The organism is Flavobacterium aquariorum (assembly GCF_003254745.1).
In the GTDB taxonomy this organism is placed as follows: Bacteria; Bacteroidota; Bacteroidia; order Flavobacteriales; family Flavobacteriaceae; genus Flavobacterium; species Flavobacterium aquariorum.
This window is the reverse complement of the sequence record NZ_QKXH01000009.1, coordinates 144907-165331: the sequence shown is the minus strand read 5'-3', so window position 1 is coordinate 165331 and position 20425 is coordinate 144907. Positions and strand designations below refer to the sequence as shown.

General features: G+C 33.5%; 22 protein-coding genes. 12 read left to right on the top strand and 10 right to left on the bottom strand.

Annotated features, from left to right (window positions below; genetic code table 11):
* Window positions 1-37: 37 nt before the first annotated feature.
* The gene (locus tag DOS84_RS14810; RefSeq protein ID WP_111410898.1) at window positions 38-1081 is read left to right on the top strand and encodes an o-succinylbenzoate synthase; all 1044 of its coding nucleotides are present in this window, start codon (window positions 38-40) and stop codon (window positions 1079-1081) included.
* 137 nt (window positions 1082-1218) lie between these two features.
* On the opposite strand, the gene DOS84_RS14805 is transcribed toward DOS84_RS14810, so the two are convergent.
* Together DOS84_RS14805 and DOS84_RS14800 are read right to left on the bottom strand one after the other, a co-directional pair.
* On the bottom strand, window positions 1219-1776 hold the full coding sequence (locus DOS84_RS14805; RefSeq protein WP_111410897.1) for an acetate uptake transporter: 558 nt from the start codon (window positions 1774-1776) through the stop codon (window positions 1219-1221).
* 113 nt (window positions 1777-1889) lie between these two features.
* Window positions 1890-2177, bottom strand: a complete 288-nt coding sequence (locus DOS84_RS14800) for a DNA polymerase III (RefSeq protein WP_243636381.1) — start codon at window positions 2175-2177, stop codon at window positions 1890-1892.
* Between the two features lie 37 nt (window positions 2178-2214).
* Here DOS84_RS14800 and DOS84_RS14795 point away from each other — a divergent pair, with 37 nt between their 5' ends.
* A complete protein-coding gene (locus tag DOS84_RS14795; RefSeq protein ID WP_111410895.1) occupies window positions 2215-2400 on the top strand; it encodes a hypothetical protein in 186 nt (61 codons plus the stop codon).
* 145 nt (window positions 2401-2545) lie between these two features.
* Here DOS84_RS14795 and dnaX read toward each other — a convergent pair whose 3' ends face one another.
* Entirely contained in the window at window positions 2546-3631 is a 1086-nt protein-coding gene (dnaX, locus tag DOS84_RS14790; protein ID WP_111410894.1) for a DNA polymerase III subunit gamma/tau, read from the bottom strand.
* 226 nt (window positions 3632-3857) lie between these two features.
* On the opposite strand from dnaX, the gene DOS84_RS14785 reads away from it, so the two are divergent.
* From DOS84_RS14785 to DOS84_RS14750, 8 genes are all read left to right on the top strand, one after another.
* Entirely contained in the window at window positions 3858-4988 is a 1131-nt protein-coding gene (locus DOS84_RS14785; protein WP_111410893.1) for an NAD(P)/FAD-dependent oxidoreductase, read from the top strand.
* A 354-nt stretch (window positions 4989-5342) separates the two neighbouring features.
* Complete coding sequence (locus DOS84_RS14780) at window positions 5343-5849, top strand: hypothetical protein (RefSeq protein WP_124020651.1); 507 nt, start codon at window positions 5343-5345, stop codon at window positions 5847-5849.
* Window positions 5850-6118: 269 nt separating this feature from the next.
* A complete protein-coding gene (locus tag DOS84_RS14775) occupies window positions 6119-6829 on the top strand; it encodes a methyltransferase domain-containing protein (RefSeq protein ID WP_111410891.1) in 711 nt (236 codons plus the stop codon).
* Window positions 6830-6877: 48 nt separating this feature from the next.
* Window positions 6878-7930, top strand: coding sequence for a type III polyketide synthase (locus DOS84_RS14770; protein ID WP_111410890.1), 1053 nt, complete (start codon window positions 6878-6880; stop codon window positions 7928-7930).
* Between the two features lie 40 nt (window positions 7931-7970).
* Window positions 7971-8399, top strand: a complete 429-nt coding sequence (locus DOS84_RS14765) for a 3-hydroxyacyl-ACP dehydratase FabZ family protein (RefSeq protein ID WP_111410889.1) — start codon at window positions 7971-7973, stop codon at window positions 8397-8399.
* A gap of 14 nt (window positions 8400-8413) precedes the next feature.
* Window positions 8414-9688: a beta-ketoacyl-[acyl-carrier-protein] synthase family protein gene (locus DOS84_RS14760; protein ID WP_111410888.1), complete on the top strand. Its 1275-nt coding sequence runs from the start codon at window positions 8414-8416 to the stop codon at window positions 9686-9688.
* A 44-nt stretch (window positions 9689-9732) separates the two neighbouring features.
* Window positions 9733-9987, top strand: coding sequence for an acyl carrier protein (locus DOS84_RS14755; protein WP_111410887.1), 255 nt, complete (start codon window positions 9733-9735; stop codon window positions 9985-9987).
* Entirely contained in the window at window positions 9984-10475 is a 492-nt protein-coding gene (locus tag DOS84_RS14750; protein ID WP_111410886.1) for a 4'-phosphopantetheinyl transferase family protein, read from the top strand. The genes DOS84_RS14755 and DOS84_RS14750 overlap by 4 nt, the downstream gene beginning before the upstream one ends.
* Before the next feature lie 9 nt (window positions 10476-10484).
* On the opposite strand, the gene DOS84_RS14745 is transcribed toward DOS84_RS14750, so the two are convergent.
* Complete coding sequence (locus tag DOS84_RS14745; RefSeq protein WP_111410885.1) at window positions 10485-11081, bottom strand: 3'-5' exonuclease; 597 nt, start codon at window positions 11079-11081, stop codon at window positions 10485-10487.
* Window positions 11082-11083: 2 nt separating this feature from the next.
* Entirely contained in the window at window positions 11084-13000 is a 1917-nt protein-coding gene (locus tag DOS84_RS14740; protein WP_111410884.1) for a DUF294 nucleotidyltransferase-like domain-containing protein, read from the bottom strand.
* 173 nt (window positions 13001-13173) lie between these two features.
* Between DOS84_RS14740 and DOS84_RS14735 the strand changes: the two genes are divergently transcribed.
* Window positions 13174-13680 (top strand): DUF2911 domain-containing protein, encoded by a 507-nt coding sequence (locus DOS84_RS14735; RefSeq protein WP_111410883.1) that lies wholly within the window; start codon window positions 13174-13176, stop codon window positions 13678-13680.
* Window positions 13681-14094: 414 nt separating this feature from the next.
* Here the strand turns inward: DOS84_RS14735 and fucP are convergent, their stop codons facing one another.
* From fucP to DOS84_RS14715, 4 genes are read right to left on the bottom strand one after another with little or no spacing between them, the layout of a single operon-like run.
* The gene (gene fucP, locus DOS84_RS14730; protein ID WP_111410882.1) at window positions 14095-15468 is read right to left on the bottom strand and encodes an L-fucose:H+ symporter permease; all 1374 of its coding nucleotides are present in this window, start codon (window positions 15466-15468) and stop codon (window positions 14095-14097) included.
* A gap of 12 nt (window positions 15469-15480) precedes the next feature.
* Window positions 15481-16422, bottom strand: a complete 942-nt coding sequence (locus tag DOS84_RS14725; protein WP_111410881.1) for a carbohydrate kinase family protein — start codon at window positions 16420-16422, stop codon at window positions 15481-15483.
* 31 nt (window positions 16423-16453) lie between these two features.
* On the bottom strand, window positions 16454-17329 hold the full coding sequence (locus tag DOS84_RS14720) for a sugar phosphate isomerase/epimerase family protein (RefSeq protein ID WP_207802068.1): 876 nt from the start codon (window positions 17327-17329) through the stop codon (window positions 16454-16456).
* A gap of 49 nt (window positions 17330-17378) precedes the next feature.
* The gene (locus DOS84_RS14715; protein WP_111410879.1) at window positions 17379-18761 is read right to left on the bottom strand and encodes a carbohydrate porin; all 1383 of its coding nucleotides are present in this window, start codon (window positions 18759-18761) and stop codon (window positions 17379-17381) included.
* Window positions 18762-19115: 354 nt separating this feature from the next.
* Here DOS84_RS14715 and DOS84_RS14710 point away from each other — a divergent pair, with 354 nt between their 5' ends.
* Window positions 19116-19853: an NUDIX hydrolase gene (locus DOS84_RS14710; RefSeq protein ID WP_111410878.1), complete on the top strand. Its 738-nt coding sequence runs from the start codon at window positions 19116-19118 to the stop codon at window positions 19851-19853.
* Between the two features lie 66 nt (window positions 19854-19919).
* Here DOS84_RS14710 and DOS84_RS14705 read toward each other — a convergent pair whose 3' ends face one another.
* Complete coding sequence (locus DOS84_RS14705; protein ID WP_111410877.1) at window positions 19920-20381, bottom strand: SRPBCC family protein; 462 nt, start codon at window positions 20379-20381, stop codon at window positions 19920-19922.
* Window positions 20382-20425 lie beyond the last annotated feature (44 nt).

The following is a 20425-nucleotide window of genomic DNA, read 5'->3' as shown; positions in this document are numbered from 1 at the left end:
AATAATCCAAAAGTCCAATAATCTATAAATCTAAAATATGTTTGCTTCATACCACAAATACATCCTCAATTTTAAACGCCCATCCGGAACTTCTCGTGGAGTGATGACCGAAAAAGAAACCTGGTTTATTGTTTTGGAGCAATACGGTAAAAAGGGAATAGGAGAGTGTGGTATTTTGAGAGGATTGAGTATTGACGACCGTCCCGGTTATGAAGAAAAATTGCAATGGGCGTGTGCTAATATTCATCTTGGTAAAGATCAACTTTGGGAAGCCTTATTAGAGTTTCCATCTATACAGTTTGGAGTCGAAATGGCGTTCCAGTCCTTGGCTAGTGAAAATCCTTTTTTACTCTTTCCGTCAGACTTCACAAAAGGGATAAAATCAATCCCAATAAATGGTCTGGTTTGGATGGGAGAAGAGGCTTTTATGAAGCAACAAATCGAGGAGAAATTAGCCGATGGATTTCGATGCATAAAACTCAAAATTGGAGCTATAGATTTTGATAAAGAATTGCAATTATTGCGTTATATTAGGCAACATTTCACCCCGGAACAAGTTGAAATAAGAGTCGATGCTAATGGTGCTTTTGATTTAAATAAAGCTTTATATAAATTGATGCAATTATCTGAATTTGTATTGCATAGCATTGAGCAGCCTATTCAAAAAAACAATACTGACAGTATGGCAGAGCTGTGTAAAACGACTCCTTTTCCTATTGCATTGGATGAAGAGTTAATAGGAGTGTTTACTGCTACTGAAAAAGAAGAGTTACTCCTTAAAATCAAGCCGCAATACATCATTTTGAAGCCTAGTTTTGTTGGTGGATTTCGTGGTACTCAAGAGTGGATTTCTTTGGCCGAAAAGCACAATATTGGATGGTGGATAACCTCTGCTTTGGAAAGTAATATTGGATTGAATGCTATCGCTCAATGGACATTTACATTGAATAATTTAATGCCACAAGGATTAGGAACGGGGGCATTATATACCAATAATTTTGATTGCCCACTACAGGTTTCAGAAGGGCAATTGTGGTATAGTAGCGAGTTAAATTGGGATTTGGATATCGATACATTTTAATTGAAGAACGAAGAATTACTTAAGTTCTGACACAGTTGTTTTATTACAATTGTTTCGCAAATACATTAAAAATATAAAAAAGGCTCAAAACGTATCACAGTTTTGAGCCTTTTTGGATGATATCTAAAAATTGTTTATTAGTAAGGTAGAACTCTTTTGTTTTTTGTTTCTTCCAAAAGTTCAGCTACTGCTAAATAAAAAGCACTGCTACCACAAATTATACCAATTGCACCAGCAACAGGAGCTAAAGGTTCAATTCCGGTAAATTTTTCTATAGCCAAAACGAAAAACAAAATGGTTAAAGATAAAAAGACAAATTGCTGTACTTTGCTGCCGCCCCAAGTTCCCCACCACATAAAAGCAGTAAAAATCCCCCAAAGAGTTAAATAGCAGCCGAAAAATGGAGTAGGAGTTGTTCCAGCCATTTCAAATCCTGTATTTGGTAAAAGCCAAATTCCGACCAAAGAAATCCAGAAAAAACCATAGGAAGTAAAAGCAGTCCCTGCAAATGTTTTCCCGTTTTTGTATGATAATATTCCGGCTATTATTTGTGCCAGCCCGCCATAAAAAATACCCATCGATATGATAACGGCGCTTACTGGGAAAAAGCCCAAATTGTGGATGTTTAATAAAATTGTGGTCATTCCAAAGCCTAAAAGGCCTAAAGGAGCTGGATTAGCTGGTTTGTTCTCCATTTTAGTTTTTTAATTGTTAGTAAAGTTTAAAAATAACGTTATAGTTCGTTATCAATTGATACGAAAATGACATTTTATGATATGAAATGCTCACTTATTAGGATAATGAATTATTAAGCGTCTAAATCCAAACCAAAAGTGGTTCTCAATAATTCAATATTAGGATTGATTTCTAAAAGTCTGTTGTAACGGTCTTGGTCTGTAAAACTTCTTCTTATTTCGATGCTTTCATTTACATTCACTTCGATGGTAATATCATGATTGTGTAAATGACCGCGCAAATGGCCTAAAAGACCAATCATTTCTTTCTCAAAATCTAGTTTTGATCCTTCGTTTGGTAGTTCAAAAGTGATGCTGGTACCGTCTAATTTTGGATCATTGATCAATAATAAGGATTCCATTATTTTGTATCCTTTTTCACCTAAACGCTGAGCATATTTGGTCCATTGCAAAAGCATTTCGGTCTCTGTAAAAGCTTCAGAAGGTAAATTGGTGTTGTCTTCCTTTATAAATCCTTTTAGACTTTCTTCTAATGATTTCTTGGCTCGAATACTGGAAAGTGATAAAGCTGAAAACTTAACTTCGTTGTTCGAGGGTGTTGAAACTGCAGGATTTGGAATCTGAGGTTTTTCTTCAGCAACTGCAATTGGCTTTACAGTTTCAGTCTTTTCAATGTCATCGGAATCGGTATTTCCATTGCCATTTTTTTCTTTTTTAACAGCTTCAACTATAGAGTAATCTGCAACTTTTCTAAAATAAGTAGGCGAAATTATAAATTGCTCAACTTTTTTTTTTCTCCATCATAAGTGATAGAGGCAAGTTGCATCAAGCAAAGTTCGACAAGAAGTCGTTGATTTTGACTAGCTTTGTATTTTAAATCGCAATCATTGGCAATATCTATTCCTTTCAACAAAAAGTCCTGGCTACATTTTTGAGCCTGAATTCCGTACATCTTTTGAGCTTGTTCTCCAACCTCAAGTAGTACAAGTGTTGCGGGTGTTTTGCTTACCAATAAATCTCTGAAATGTGTGGCTAATCCTGAAACAAAATGATGACTGTCAAATCCTTTGGACAGAATATCATTAAATGCTATCAATAAGTCTGGTATTTTGTTTTCCAGAATTAAATCGGTAACGTTAATATAGGTTTCGTAATCTAAAACGTTTAAATTTTCGGTAACCGCTTGACGAGTAAGATTATTTCCGCAAAAAGAAACTACTCTGTCAAAAATTGACAAAGCGTCACGCATAGCGCCATCTGCTTTTTGGGCTATGATATGGAGTGCATCATCCTCAAAAGCTACACCTTGGCTGGTTGCAACATCAGCAAGATGTTCTTTTGCATCTTTTACGGTGATTCTTTTAAAGTCAAATATCTGACAACGAGATAAAATCGTTGGGATAATTTTATGTTTTTCGGTTGTAGCCAATATAAAAATGGCGTGTTTTGGTGGTTCTTCCAATGTTTTCAAAAAAGCATTAAAAGCAGCCGAAGACAACATATGGACCTCGTCAATAATATACACTTTGTATTGCCCGGTTTGTGGAGGAATACGAACTTGATCAATCAAATTTCGGATATCATCAACAGAATTGTTGGAAGCGGCGTCCAATTCGAAGACATTGAAAGCAAAATCTTCGTTGGGATCATCATAGCCGGGCTGATTTATTTTTCGAGCCAAAATACGGGCGCAAGTTGTTTTTCCGACACCACGAGGTCCCGTGAATAAAAGAGCTGAAGCTAAATGGTTGTTCTCTATGGCATTGAGTAATGTATTGGTAATCGCTTTTTGTCCCACCACATCTTTAAATGTTTGGGGACGATATTTACGTGCCGATACTACAAATTGTTCCATAGGTTTTTTTATTCGAAAGCAAATATAGGACTTGATAAATCAAAAAGCAAGAATCAAAATTTTAATTTTTTAAGCTTATAGTTTTCTTGTCAAAAAAACGTTCAGGTTCAATTTTCGAACTACATTTGTGTATTTCACTTACATTTTTAATTATTATAACGAGTATTTAGGCTTTTCAAAGACAATAAGAACATTTTATTAACATTCTTTATAATTTTACTTCTATATGATTACTAATAGGTCGGTTACAATTGTTGGAGGAGGATTGGCTGGGCTGACAGCAGCAATACATTTGTCTAAAATTGGTTTACAAGTTATTGTTATTGAAAAAAATGAATATCCAAAACATAAAGTTTGTGGTGAGTACATTTCAAATGAAGTTTTGCCTTATCTGAATTGGCTTTCGCTGAATATTTCAGAATTAAATCCTACTCATATCTCAAAATTAGATTTTTCAACCCCAAATGGAAAATTAATCAATTGTGATTTACCACTTGGTGGATTTGGTGTCAGTAGGTTTACATTGGATGCGTTTTTATGTAAAAAAGCTATCGAAAATGGGTGTGAAATTGTTCAGGACAATGTAGATGATATCGTTTATGAAAACGACGTTTTTACTGTTTCGACTTTAAAAAATAGAGTCATATCCTGCGAAATTGTTATAGGAGCCTTTGGAAAACGGTCTAATATTGATCAGAAATTAAAAAGAGGATTTATTCAGGAAAAATCACATTGGTTAGCTGTGAAAGCCCATTATTCAGGTGAGTTCCTAAATGATTTAGTGGGGCTTCATAATTTTGAAGGTGGGTATTGCGGTGTTTCAAAAGTCGAAAATAATGTTATTAATATTTGTTATTTAGCAAGTTATGAGTCATTCAAAAAATACAAAAGCATCGAGGAGTTTCAGAGTCAAATTGTAAGCAAGAATCCTCATTTGAAACAGATTTTGGACACTAGTAAAATGCTTTTTGAGACTCCATTGACAATCAGTCAAGTGTCATTTGATAAAAAAGCAAGCGTAGAAAATCATATTTTGATGATTGGGGATACTGCGGGTTTAATCCATCCTTTATGTGGTAATGGTATGGCGATGGCGATTCATAGTGCCAAAATTGCTTCTGAGTTGATTGGTGATTTTTATACAGGCAAGATAAAATCGCGAGAGGAATTAGAGAAAAAGTACATTGCAGAATGGAATGCTAATTTCAAAAAGAGATTGAGAATTGGTCGTGTTTTGGCTTTTATACTGCAAAAACGAAAAGTCTCTGCTTTTTTCATGAAAATAATGATTGAATTCCCGTCTTTAATGCCATTTATAATAAAACAGACTCACGGGAAAACAATTGATGTTAAATGATTTGAATAAAAGCAATAGCAATATATATATTCTAAAAATAATTGTGTAAAAATATTCTTGAAAGGATACTTTGTATTTAGCGGATAAGATTTTAAATAAAAAAATGATCTCTGTTATAAATGAAAAAGCAAGGTGTGTGGCTTTCTAATATCATTCCCCAAATTGATAAATCTGAATATTTTAGTTTTTTGCGAAAATGCAAATGAGGTTTATTTCATATTCTCAATATTGCACAAATACGAAGTACCGAAATCATTTTCAAACATTGTGGACGCTGCCTATGAATAATGCTATTCATAAATGGTAAATGTGGTGGTCGTGTAAAATCGTAACAATCAAAAAAAACAAAATAAAATGAAAACATCAATTTATTTGCTATTAGTGTCGGGTATGTGCTATGCGCAAACTACTACAGTGCATTTCTTTTACGGAACATCAGAAATAGCAGGAAGTGAAATGACGTTCAATATACGTGGAACGGAATCTACATATATTGGCGGAGGATTTAGCGGAGCATTAAATCAGAAAAAATCTGATGGTACCATCGCATACGGACATATAAGCGAATCGGAGATGCAATATGCTACCAAATCATTAAATGAGGAATGGTGCTCAATCTATGGTGTAGGTGGTGCTGGATTCATTAGAAAAGTGTTAATCAAATACAAAGCAGGATTGTCTGTTTACAACAAAAAAATAACATTCGACAATGGTCAGATAATATACAATAAAATTGACAAAGTATTGTATAAACCTCTTGTTGGTGTTGGAGCAATGTATGAAATTAATAAAGATTTCGGTGTTGAAATAGGTGTCGACACTTTTAATAAATTCACTGGAGGATTTGCGGTATTATTTTAGGAAAAAACGCATAAAAATTTGCTTTAAAAACAACATTTAATAAAGAAATCAATTCCAATTCGGTATTTTACAAGAATTTTGATATGTTTAAAATTAAGCTCGTACTATAACCGAAATAATAAAGATACAACGAGAAGTATCTATTTCACAGAATTATAGTTTTTAATGATTTTTTTGTTTACCCGAAATTTTTTTTCATATCTTACAGGCGATTAGAGAGCTTAGGGCAAAAAAGCAATAGAATTTAATTTTGAAATAATTAAAAATTAATGCTTGTAAATACACAACAGCGTACCAATAATCCTGAAATAATGGATGATTTTACTTTGGAAGGCAATGCTTTGAAATTAGCATTGGATAAAATAGCGCAAATAAACCAACTTTTAGGAGGGAACCGATTGACTTTGAAAGGTGTTGCGAAATTGTTAAAAAATGAATCCAATTTAAGCCCGGTCACAATTGTAGATGTTGGTTGTGGTAATGGGGATATGTTGCGGAAATTGGCTGATTTTGGTTTTCAGAATAATTTAAATTTGGAATTGATCGGTGTGGACGCAAATCCATTTACGGTAAATTACGCAATCGATTTGTCCAAGAATTACCCCAATATTAAATACCGGTGTGAGGATGTTTTTAATCAATCTTTTAATGAATTGAAGTTTGATATATTGCTTTGCACATTGACTTTACATCATTTTGATAATAATGAAATCGTAGAATTATTAACGTTATTCAATCGAAATTCAAAACTCGGTTTTGTTGTAAATGATTTACATCGCCATTCAGTTGCGTATAGATTATTTCAAGGACTTTGTTTTGTTTTTCGAATGAATAAAATGTCGCGGGAAGATGGTTTGACTTCTATATTGAGAGGTTTTAAAAGGGAGGAGTTAATTGCTTTTTCGGAAAATTTGAGATTTAAAAAATACAGTATACAATGGAAATGGGCTTTTCGCTACCAATGGATTGTAGAGAAATAAGATTATGTTGATTTTTGAAAGTTTAAAATATACCCCAAAAGAAAATAAATGAGTGTAAAAATAAAATGTGTTGCGAAGCAATTGCCAAAGTTTTCAAGAACTACAGAGGAGATTCTTCCTTTTTTGGATATTTGGTTAGAAGGTCAAGAAGAGCGTTTTATTCGAAAAGTTAAAAAAATTTTTGAAGGTGCCGGAGTAGATAAGCGGTATTCGATAATGGATCCGTTGGCGGTTTTTGAAAACACCTCATTTGAAGATAAAAATGATATTTATATTAGGGAAGTGATTGATCTGGGTGAAAAAGTCTTAAATAAAGCATTGAAAAAAGCACAATGGCTCCCTGATGATTTGGATTATATCATAACTGTTAGTTGTACTGGAATAATGATTCCTTCCTTGGATGCTTATTTGATTAACAGTTTAAAATTAAGACAAGATATAGTGAGATTGCCGGTGACCGAAATGGGATGTGCAGCAGGAATTTCAGGAATTATTTATGCGAAAAATTTTCTTCAGGCTAATCCAGGTAAAAAAGCGGCGGTTATTGCGATAGAAAGTCCCACAGCTACGTTTCAATTAAATGATTTTTCGATGCCAAACATTGTAAGCGCTGCAATTTTTGGTGATGGAGCGGCCTGTGTTTTGCTTTCGTCAGTGGAAGAAGAGGAAGGACCAGAGATTTTGGCAGAAGAAATGTATCATTTTTTTGATAATATTCACATGATGGGATTTAAGCTTACCAATTCAGGATTGCAAATGGTTTTGGATATTGATGTTCCTGAAACAATAAGTTCTCATTTTGGAGATATTATTCATCCTTTTCTGAAAAAGAATAATTTGGAAATATCAGATATTGATCATTTGATTTTTCATCCGGGAGGAAAAAAAATCGTTCAAATTGTGGAGGATCTCTTTTTTGACCATGGAAAAAATATTGACGATACCAAAGCTGTTCTGAAGCTTTACGGTAATATGTCAAGCGCAACCGTGTTGTATGTTTTGGAGCGATTTATGGATAAAAATCCAGAAAAAGGCTCTCAGGGCTTGATGTTGAGTTTTGGTCCCGGATTTTCGGCTCAAAAAGTGTTGTTGCGGTTTTAGAACATGAGATTTTGAGTTATGTGCATTTTAAGTAAAATCAATGGAAAAAAAAGATATAATTTCAAAATTGCCCTATTCCAAACCGTTTTTGTTTGTGGATGAAATAGTAAGAATTGATGAAGATGGAGTGGAGGGTGAATATACTTTTGATGAAAATCTTGATTTTTACAAAGGTCATTTTAAAGAAAATCCAGTTACTCCTGGAGTAATTTTAACGGAGGTCATGGCTCAGATTGGGGTGGTTTGTTTGGGAATATTTTTATTAAATGAAAAAATAAGTTCAATATCAGTAATTGCTTTAACATCAGTTAGTATTGATTTTTTAAAACCTGTTTTTCCAAATGAAAAAGTAACTGTAATTTCTCAAAAAATCTATTTTAGATTTGGAAAGTTAAAATGCAAGGTCAATATGCAAAATGTAAAAGGAGAAATAGTTTGCAGTGGAATAATTGCAGGTATGATAGTTTGAAATTGTAATTAAAAATGAAAAAGCGAGTTGTTATAACAGGTCTTGGCGTAGCTGCTCCAAATGGGGTGGGGCTTGATGTATTTCAGCATGCTATAAAAAATGGAATTTCGGGAATAAGACATTTTGAGGAATTGGAAAGATTGAAATTTTCTTGCCAAATTGCCGGGATGCCTGATGTCTCAACGGAATTGGCATTGCAATATTTAACAGAGCTGGAACTTAAAAATTTTAATGCGACAGGAATTTTATATGGTATTATTGCAGGGATTGATGCTTGGAATGATGCTTATCTGTCAATTGAAAAAACGGATGTACCTGATTGGGACAGCGGAATTATTTTTGGGGCAGGAACTTCAGGACTTGATAAGCTCCGTGAAAGCATTTATAAAATTGACGATTTTAAAGTCAGAAATTTAGGGAGCACCACTGTGATTCAAACAATGAATAGCGGAATAAGTGCTTATTTAGCGGGAAAATTAGGCTTGGGTAATCAGGTTACTACCAATTCCTCAGCATGTACGACGGGAACTGAAAGTATTATTATGGCATATGAACGCATAAAGTCGGGTTTGGCCAAGCGGATTCTTGCAGGAAGCACTAGTGATTCCGGGCCTTACATTTGGGGTGGATTTGATGCTATGAGAGTTTGTACATATAAGCATAACGATTCGCCGGAAACAGGTTCGAGACCAATGTCGGAAAGTGCTTCAGGATTTGTGCCTGCTAGTGGTGCTGGTGCTTTGGTTTTGGAAGATTTAGAAACAGCTTTGGCAAGAGGTGCTAGAATATATGCAGAAGTATTAGGGGGAGATTTAAATTCTGGAGGGCAAAGAGGGACTGGTACACTAACAGCGCCAAATCCTGTGGCTGTTCAAAGATGTATTCAGAATGCAATGAAGAATGCAGGAACTTTGGCTGAAGATGTTGATTTAATTAATGGTCACCTTACGGCTACTAGTAAGGATGGTTTGGAAATTTCAAATTGGAGCATGGCTTTAGGTAGAGGAGGAGTGGATTTTCCTTATGTTAATTCATTGAAATCAACCGTGGGACATTGTTTATCAGCTGCAGGGAGTATAGAAAGCGTGGCCAGTATTTTGCAATTGCACCAAGGTTTTATTTTTCCAAATCGCAATTGTGAAGATTTGCACCCAGAAATTACTGAAATCATTGATTCGTCAAGAATTCCATTGCAACTGATTGAAAAAGATTTAAATATTGTCATTAAAGCGAGTTTTGGATTTGGAGATGTAAATGGATGTGTTGTTTTTAAAAAATATTTATCTTAGTAAATGATAAGTTTTGGTAATTGGTTTAATAAAATATAAACTTTATGAGTAGAGAAGCGACAATAGAACAGTTAAAGAATATAGTAAAGCCTTATATTCAAAATCAGGAAGCATTTGATTCTCTTACGGAAGAAACTGATTTTGTGAATGATTTGAGAATCAATTCTGCAAATTTGGTTGATGTGATATTAGATATTGAAGAAAAATTCGATATTATAATTGATAATGAATCGATGGAGAAAATGGTCAATGTAAAATCAGCTATAGGAGTTATTGAGGCCGAATTATTAAAACAATGATTGGTAATGATATAGTTGATCTTGATTTAGCCCGAAAAGAAAGCAATTGGAAGCGGAAAGGATTTTTGGATAAAATTTTTTCTAAGCATGAGCAATACTTAATTCTTAATAATTCTAATCCAGAGCTCATGGTTTGGAATTTATGGAGTAGAAAAGAAGCTGCTTATAAGATTTACAATCGTGAAACAGGTACAAGCGGTTATTTTCCATGGCGATTGCAATGTCATTATGATGATGAAATTTCTGGAACGGTCTCTATTGACGGGTTTGTCTTTTATACCCAAACCTATATCACTGATTTTTATATTTATTCAATTGCTGTTTCCAAAATGGATTTTTTCAGTAAAATAAAGCCTTTGGATTCTTTAGAAAACATAAAAAAAGAAAATGGAATCCCTTATATTTTGGATACTTTTTCAAATGCAATTACTCCGGTCTCCATAACACATCACGGACATTTTCAAAGGGTAATTGCATTAGACCAGTAGCTTGAAAATTTATTTGATTCCTAATCTGTTCTTTAATTTTAAAAACAGCAATGCGATAGTGTAAGCCTCTTCGGAAGGAGATTTTCGGTAGCTTTTCGGTAATTTAAAAATTTCTGATAATTCATCAAGTGAAAACTGTTTATCGTTAACATCTATCAGTTTACGATACATTACATCAATGTCTAAAGCTTCATTTTTTAGTCTACCACAATCTAGCCTCATTAAAGCACTATTAATCATATCGACATCAAAATCCACATGATGTCCAATTAAAACGGCATTTCCAATATAATCGATGAAAGCATGAATCGCCTCTGGTTCGCTCAGTTTTTTCATTTTACTTTCCAGTATAAATTCATTTGATAAACCATTATCATGAAAATATTTATATTGCAGTAAAATAGACTCAAAGCTATCACCTATATGAATTTTGTTGTTTACTATGGCAAAGGAACCGATGGACAAAATAACATCCTTATCAGGATTCAGTCCAGAAGTTTCAGTAGAAAATACAACATATCGTTTTGATTTATGCTCAAACTTAGCAAGATAAGTTTTCCAAAAATCAGGGTATTCTTTGTTTATGTTTTTTAGCCAATCTAGCATTATTATGAAAATTGTGTTAGTTTGAAATTACTTTTAATTAATTCTTCCAGTTCTTTCATTGGGGCTAAGGCGTTCTTTAGTTTTTCTTTGTCTAATTTTGTTAGTTCACTTAGGTTTATATATTGTCCTGAATTTTCATTTTTCAAACCTTCACTTACTCTAAATTTTGATAAAGTCAAAAATGCTTCAGCGCAATTTAAGTAAATATCTGAATTTTTGGCGTCAATAATTGCTAATTGTTTGAAACGCTGGTAGGTATTATTTAATCCTTTGATGTTGAAATGCAAGGCAAATAATCTGGCTCCGTCAATTAAAGGCATCAGAGCTCTTGTTTTTATGTCAAATTTATCTTTGTTGGGTTCGTCTTCTTCCAGCACAAATTTCTTAAAAAAGGTGAGTGGGGAATTTTTTCTTAATGCGTCGTTGCCTAGGAAGTCAAAAAATAATGTATTGTGATCCAAGTCTTTCAAGATGACATTTTCTATGGCCTCAAATATCTTTTTTTCTCCAAAAACGAGTTCCAAATCAAAGAAAATACTACTAAGGTCATTGCTGTTTTCACCTGGAGTATTCATCCAACTGTCATATTGTTTAGTCCAGTCTGTCAGTGATTTACACCAAAGCATATTGCTTGCCATATGACCATTTGGACATAATTCGTAGCCAACTTTTTCAAGTATTGCAGTAGCTTTTTTTCCTAATTTTAAGAAATAATCTCTTACGTCTCTATATTTATCAGGCATCACGTCTTCAAATATCAATAAACTGTCCTGATCGGTTAGTAATAATTGCTCTTTTCTCCCTTGACTTCCAATACTTAACCATGCGAATCGTGCAGGAGGGGATCCTAAATCTAGAATAGATAATTCTACAGCACGTTTTAATATAGCTGAGTTTATTTCGCTGGCTATATTGTTTATGTTAGAAAGTGGTATATTTTTATGAATTGAATTCTGAATTAATTCAGTCAATCTTTCTCTTAAATGTTTTAGATCCTTGGCATTGGATGATCTTTTGATTTCCTTGATTAAAACACCTGGATTATTGGCTTGGGCGATAATTAGGTCATGTTCAGAAATTACTCCTTTCACAGTGGATTTATCTGTTCCGTCCGAAGTCACACACAAATGGGTTACATTGTTTTTTAACATCAAAAGTTGTGCTTCTGCCAAAGAGACATTTTCTACTACAGTTACAACAGGAGCAGACATGATTGCTTTCATGGTAACGGTTAGAGGAAACTGTCCTGTTGCAATTTTGGAACACATATCCGTATGGGTAACTATTCCAATGGGTAATTGATTGTCACAAATAACGACACTGGTAGAACTGTTTTCGGTCATTCGCAGGGCAACATCTTTTGCAATGTCATTAATAGTTGCGGTAAGCGGTAATCTATTATAGGTCAATGACTGAAAATATTGCATTTCAGACTTTTGGTCAATATAAAAGACATTATCATTGGCCAATTTGCCTCTTAAATTTTCTTTTTCTTTTGGATTCCAAGTATTAGTAGCGAAACTTTCTAAAAGAAAATTCAATACATCTGGATTATTGGCTACAAAAGGTCTAAAAGTGACAATTGGTATAGCATAAATAATACTTTCTTCACGGGCTTTGGCCGTCATCATGTAATTATTTTTAGCAAAAAAGGGTCTTAAACCCAAGATATCACCTGCATGACACTTATTCAATAAAGTTTCTTCGGCATCAGCGATAACGGATAAATGAATTACACCAGAGGCAACAACATAGAAACAATCATGCAGTTTGTCATTTATTTGGAATAAAGTTTCATTTTTTTCCAGATTCAAAACCCGAATACTTGTAGCAATGGCTGATAGTTCTTGAAAAGTCAAGTTGTCGAATGGAGGGTATTCTTTCAAAAAGTCAGCGATATTTTCCGCAATTGTATTCATAGTCTTGTTGTAAAGTAATGCTTGTAAAAATAATAAAAATAGACATCAAAAGTAAGGCTATAAAAACTAATTTTGATAAATTATGGTATAGTTAAATTTTTCATAAAATACTATGTGTTAGAATGATATTGAATACAATTATTTAATTTTAATGCTAAATAAATAAATAAACTATGAAAATTTTAAACATCTCATTACTAGTATTGTTCTCGTTTTTTGCGATTTCATTTGCAAATGCCCAAGAGAAACCAAAGAGTCCGCCAGAAAAAGCGACTGGAATGATAAATGGAGCTACAATTCAAATTAATTATGGAAGCCCTTCGGTAAGAGGACGAAAAATTTGGGGAGAATTGGTTCCTTTTAATGAAGTTTGGCGTGCTGGAGCTAATGAAGCTACAACTTTTGAAACAGATAAAGATATAACCATTGAAGGTTTAAGATTACCGGCGGGAAAGTATGCCTTTTTTATAATTCCTAATCAAAGCGAAAGTGTCATTATTTTTAATAAAGAAGCTAAACAATGGGGCGCATATAAATACAACGATAAACTCGATCAACTTCGTGTAAAAGTAAAACCTCAAATGGCTGATTCATCTACAGAAAAATTAACATATATTATAAATGCAACTGATGTAGAATTAGTTTGGGATAAATGGATTATTGGTTTCAGCGTAAAATAATTGTTGACATAAATCCGAATAGGTAGAATTATAAATGCAACTGATGTAGAATTAGTTTGGGATAAATGGATTATTGGTTTTAGCGTAAAATAATTGTTGACATAATTTTTATAAATCATCGCCAAAATAATGGCGATGATTTTTTTTGCGCTAAGTTTTTTATACTAGTCACAGAATAGGTAGATGGATGTTTTTTTGTGAAGTTATAAATATGGTAGAATACTAAGGATTTGGTGTTTTTAAAATATTCTATTTTACATAATATAAATTATAGTTCAAAAATGCATATTGAATAATTAATTTGAAATTGAGTTTTAATGCTAATTTTTAATATACCGTAACGAACAATAAAGTCTTACTGCTTGTTACGGTATGAAATAATAATTATTCTTTTTAATGCTTAATCATAAACAATTAAATTACAGAGTTTGCAATGTCAATACTTTCAAATTCATTGATTCTTGTAACTTTTTTGGATGATTTATAAGTGCTATAGCCATAATACGCTACAACAGACAAACAGATTAATGGCAAAATAAATGAAAAATTTACCTCTGGTATAAATCCTAAAATCCTAACATCTGAAAATCCTGAGCCACCCCAATCTAAAATGCTTCCTTGCATAACAGGCATTAATGCACCGCCAACAATAGCCATTACCAAACCGGCAGAACCAATTTTTGCTTCGTCACCCATGTCTTTTAATGCAATTCCGTAAATGGTTGGAAACATAATGGACATAAAAATAGAAATGCAAACCAAAGAAATTAAACCAGCCATCCCTTGTAATAGAATTGCTCCCATAGCACATAATACTCCGCAAATACCAAAAACCATTAATATTTTGGAAGGATTTATGCTTTTCATTAATCCAGTTCCAATCCATCGTCCGATTAAAAATAAAATCATAGCTGTTATGTTGTAATATGTAGCTGTTAATTCCAATCCGAAAGTCTTATTGATGTTGTCCACGTATTGAAAAATAAATGTCCAGCACATAATTTGTGCACCTACATAAAATGCTTGCGCTACAACACCATTTTTGTAATTTTTATTAGCAAATAACTTTTTGAATGATTCTGATATTGACATTTTGTCTTCGTGTGCAGTTTTTGGCATTTTGGTTAGAATAATAACAACTAGGATTATTAATACAAAAACACCCAATCCAATATATGGAATACTGATAACCCCCAAATCATTTTCACGAATAGCGGCCAACTCATTTGAACTTAAAGCTTTGAAAGCAGCAGGTGTATAATCATCTGATTTAATTTCTTTGATGACCAAGAATTGAGCCATTACCAATCCGGTGATTGCTCCGATTGGGTTAAATGCCTGGGCTAAATTCAAACGTTGTGTGGCTGTTTCTTTATTCCCCAAGAATAAAATCAATGGATTTGAAGTGGTTTCCAAAAAAGCCAAGCCACAAGTAATTACCCAAAGCGATACCAGAAAGAATGTATAACTTTGATAATGCGCTGCTGGATAGAATAAAAAAGCACCTGTAGCATACAATATCAGGCCAAGTATTATTCCAGATTTATAACTGAATTTTCTAACGAATAAAGCTGCTGGCAAAGCCATGAAGAAATACCCGAAATAAAAAGCAAATTGCACCAAAGATGCTTGCGTATTAGAAAGTTCCGGCATCACTTTCTTGAAAGTAGAAACCATTGGTGTTGTTAAATCATTTGCAATTCCCCAAAGGGCAAATAATATGGTTATTATTATAAATTGAAAAACAAATTCTTTACTAACTACAGGGATTTTTTTGGATAGGTTCATTGTTTTGTTTGTTTAGTTAATTGAAAATATATTTGATTCTTCAAAAACAGAATCGGTTTGTTCAAATCCGCATAAAAATTCCTCTATTTCAGATTGCGAAATTACAGGGTTTGCGCCTTCACTTTGAGCAACAATAGATCCAATTGCACTGGCGAAATTAATAGCATATTGTGGGTCTTTTTCGTTAAGGAGCATGATGATTAGGGATGCCAAAAAAGAATCTCCAGAGCCTACGGTATCCACAACATTTACTTTGAAACCTGAATTGTGATAAAATTTATTTTTATAATACAATACTGCTCCATGCGAACCCAAAGTAACACAGACGGTATTAGTGTTTGTTTTCTCTGCAATGAATTTAATATTTTGCTCTAAAGACTTTTTATTTGAATTCAAATCCTCGCAAATTTCATTTAATTCATCATCGTTAAACTTCAAGAAATCAGCCTCATTCAATAAATCCAAAACGTTTGTTTTGGTGTAATGGGGATTTCTTAAATTCACATCAAATATTTTATATTTTGCTACCGCCAAAAGTTCTTTTAGTGTGTCTCTGGAAACAGAATCTCTAGAAGATAAGCTTCCGTAAACAAAGAAATCGGCGTCTTTAACGATTGCTAAATTCTTGGCGGAGGTTTCAATTTTATCCCAGGCAGCTGGATAATTAATGTCGTAAGAAGCATTTCCTTTTTCATTCAAAATCACATTTACAATTCCTGTTGGATATGTATCATTAATTTGTACCGACTCTGTGTTTATTCCTTTGTCTTTCAAATAATCAATTAGTATTTTTCCGCTTTCATCATTTCCCACACCGCTGATCATAGCAATATCTGCTCCTAATGAACTTAATCGTGATGCTACATTTAGTGGCGCTCCCCCAATTTTTTTGTGTTCCAAGAAAACATCAAAAAGAATTTCTCCAAAACTGACACCTTTTAATTTCTTTTCCATTTTTTTAAATTTTATGTGTAAAACAATATTTTTAGATAGTTACTTTAATTCGGCTTAATGATTTGTTATACCATTTGTCCACCATTTCTTTCATGAATAAAAGACTTCCTTTGGCTAGATCTTCTGAGTTGTATTTGGAAGGTCTCCATAACGAAGTTGGGCCAACTAATGCTGAAATCTGTGATGAAAAATTTTCAAGCACCAATGGTCCTTGATAGTTAATAGTTGCCAATGCTTTGAAGAAATCATCCCAATGTACATTTCCTTCGCCTGTCATTCCCCGGTCGCTTTCGGTGATGTGGACATGTTTTAGATGATTCCCGGCACGAATAATAGGATCGTAAAAATTTCTTTCTTCGATATTCATATGAAATGTATCAAGGTGGAGTCCTATATTGGGCTGGTCAAGATGTTCAATCATATCCAAAACTTCGTCTGCAGACGTAAATACGTAGCTTTCGTAGCGATTGATAGGCTCTGGAGCAATTGTAACATTGCGTTGTTTGGCATAATGGGCGACATCCTCAAAAACTTGCAGCAGAATTACTTTTTCGTCTGGCGTGCAAGGATTTCCTGTAAATGTTCCAATAGCGGAATGCAATACTCCTCCTAAAAAATCGCCATCCATTTCGGCTACCTTGTCAAGAGCTGATTTAATGATAGTTATTGCTTGTTCAGGATGAAAAGGGATATGACAATCTGTTGGCAAGTTCAAGGTACAGCGTCCTAGAATGCCATTTTTATCAAGTTGTTTTTTTGTTTTTTTTGGATTAAAATCCAATGAAGCGGGTAAAATAATTTCAAGCATATCAAAACCATATTCAGCAGTTTTTTCTATAGCATAACGTCCGCCTTCCGTACTCCAGTTAGGAATAAAAGATAAAATTGTTGTTCCAAAAATTGGCATAATTATTTAGTTTTAAATTAGTTATTATTGAAGGGAAAAGTTATTCTTTTTAAAACAACCACCATTCTGTTTTAACTCCTACATATGTTCCCCAGCTCTTTTGATTCACTTGTAAATAAGGCGAATAATTGTGGTCGCGAGCGTAATCGTTGTAGTGAGCAAGCGTACAAACCAAGCGAATATGCGGACGACTCCAAGGATCTTTTTTGCCTAAGGGAACAATTGTTGGTGCAAATGAAAATTTCCACATTTTGGCTTCTGGGTTATCACCGTCTTTTCGAACAGCATAATGTACTTCTTCAATCAAATGCAGCCACTTGGTCACATAAAAGAAGCTTCTAAATCCTACCACAAAATCAGTTTTCTGGTTGTACAATTGATTTCCGTTTAAATATTCATCGGTGTTTGTACTTGATGAACCTCCTTTACTTTTGGTAAAAACACCATATCCATTGAGGCTGAATTTTGGAGTAAGATTTAATAGAAAATGTTCTACTGTTGTAAAGGAATACGCGTTGGTATATTTTCCTTCTGTATCTGGTGCTCCATAAGTAGCCCAAGTAAAAGTGTTTCCATTGTCACCACCGTTAGCAATTCCTGCTCCATAACGAACCGAAAACTGATTGAACGAACCAGTTAATTTAGTTTTGAATGAATTGTTGTATTTCGCTCCAATCACCCATCCGTTATCGGCAGGATATACTTTAGAAGCACTTTTGGAATTGGCTGAAACATAATGGAATTCACCCAAAAGTTTCAAAACACTATTGTTTTTCAAGTTAATGCTGTGCTCCCCTATCCAAACCATACGCTGACGAATGGCGGGATTGGTCGCGCCGGCAACGGTAACTTCATAATTATAAGGATAAACATTTGTAGAATCGGCTGAGGCAGGCATCAACATTGTTAATTCGGTGTTTTTGAAGCTAACGCCAAATCCCTGAGCAGAATGGTCATCAAAATAAAAATAATCACTGATGTGAATGTCATCATATCGACGAAAGCGGGAACCAACCCAAGCAGACCATCTGCTTCCCATGATATTTCTGGCTTCAACAAAAGCTTCAGGAAGAATAAAGGTTAGTCCGCCATTGGAGCGGGAACTTACATTACCAACAAATTGTCCGTTGGCTGCATACATTCCTAAACGCATTTGAAAAGTTACATTGGTACTGTCTTTTCCAATAAGTTTTGGAGTGAAATGTACTGCAGGTAAAATATCTACATAATCCGTTTGCTCCATACGGCCTCCTAAAGAACCTTGTCCGGAAAGGTTTAGTGGTTTCCACATATTTCCTTCTCCGTTTGGTGACAAGCCTACACCCATACGGCCAGTTGTTCCTAATGAAAAATTAGTGTTTGTTATGACGACTTGTGAATAAGTACATATTGAGGTTGTTAAAATGAGAAGCAAAAGAAGGGAGGTTTTCATGCACTTTTTTTTAAATATTAGATTTCATTTTTGGAATTATTTTTTGAATAATTAATAAACGTCAATATGACTATTTATTTTTCAAATGTAAAAATAAATTTAATATAACAATAAAAAATGATTAAATATTCTGAAATATAAGTAAAAATTAGTCTTAAATAATAGTAATATAATAAAATTACTTACAATTATTTGTTTTGTAGTTAATGTTTATATGACGTTTAATTGTAAAATATTTCAATTTAACAGTAAAATTATAATGATAAATAAATCATTACTTTTGTACTGATGAATGTTTAAGTAAAAGGGTTAATTGTTCTATAAAGTGTTTATTAATTATATCTAGTTCTCTTCATGATGCCTAAAATAATCCCCAACATATCTGTAGACTGCGTGGTTTTTGGATTTGATGCCAATACAAAATCATTGAATGTATTGTTATTAGATCGTTATCTAGAATCCGAAGAAAATCATGAAGTTTTAGTCAATGACTATGTGTTAACCGGATATCATACACTGGAAAATGAGACTATTGATGATACGGCAACGCGGGTTTTACGGGAACTTACGGGATTGGATAATTTGTACAAAAAGCAATTTAAGGTTTTTGGGGATCCCAACCGTTTGATGAATGAGAAAGATGTTATTTGGGCAAAAAGTGAAAATTTCAATGAGCGAACTATCACTATTGCTTATTATTTTTTAGTAAAAACACATGAGGTTGATATAGAAAACAATCAACATAAGCCAAAATGGTTTCCTGTAAATGATTTACCTGAATTGGGATTTGACCATAAAACGATTATCAATGAAGCATATACCGATTTGAAAGCTAAATCATTATATCAGCCTATCATTTTTGAGCTTTTACCTGATAAGTTCACTATTAAAGAGTTACAAGATGTATATGAATGCATATTGGGCGTTGAAATCGATAATCGAAATTTTAGAAGGAAATTGCTAACTAAAAAATATCTAATTGAGCTAGACGAAAAGCAAGTGGGTGTTTCCAAAAAGCCTTCGCAACTTTTTATGTTTAGTAAAGATGTTTACCAAAAAATATACAAGGAAAGCTATCTGATAAGTATTTAGTGATTTACTGTTTGGAATGTTTTATTTAAAAGAAAGCTTCCCTCCTTTTATCTGGTATGAATTGTTTTATAAAACCATTTTTATCAACTCATCTTCAAGTCTGTCAAAGTTTTCTTCATTTTTGTCAACTACAAATGGTCTTAATTTATTGCTTTCTTCAGCTGTTTCGAAAATCATTTTAAAAACTATCTTAGTTTTGTCGTTGGATATTTCTTCAAATGTGACAAGAACTTTAAAAAGCGGTTTTGAATGGCGTTTCCAAAAAATCAGATTGGGTTCGTCAATTTTTATAAATTCAACTTCATTGTGATAATTTCCTTTGTCTGGGCCGTGCATAATAAAGCTCCATTTTCCCCCGGGGCGTAAGTCAAATTCGTTGAAAGTGTTTGTGAATCCTTTCGGGCCCCACCAGTTTTTTAGATGGTTTGGATCGGTCCAAGCTTTAAAAGCAAGATTTATTGATGCGTTTACAATTCGGGTCGTTACAATTTCGTAGTCAGGAGTTGTTGAGAAAATTTCGGGTTCCATTGTTCTATTATTTTAGTGTTTGAAATGGGATTCTATTAATTTTC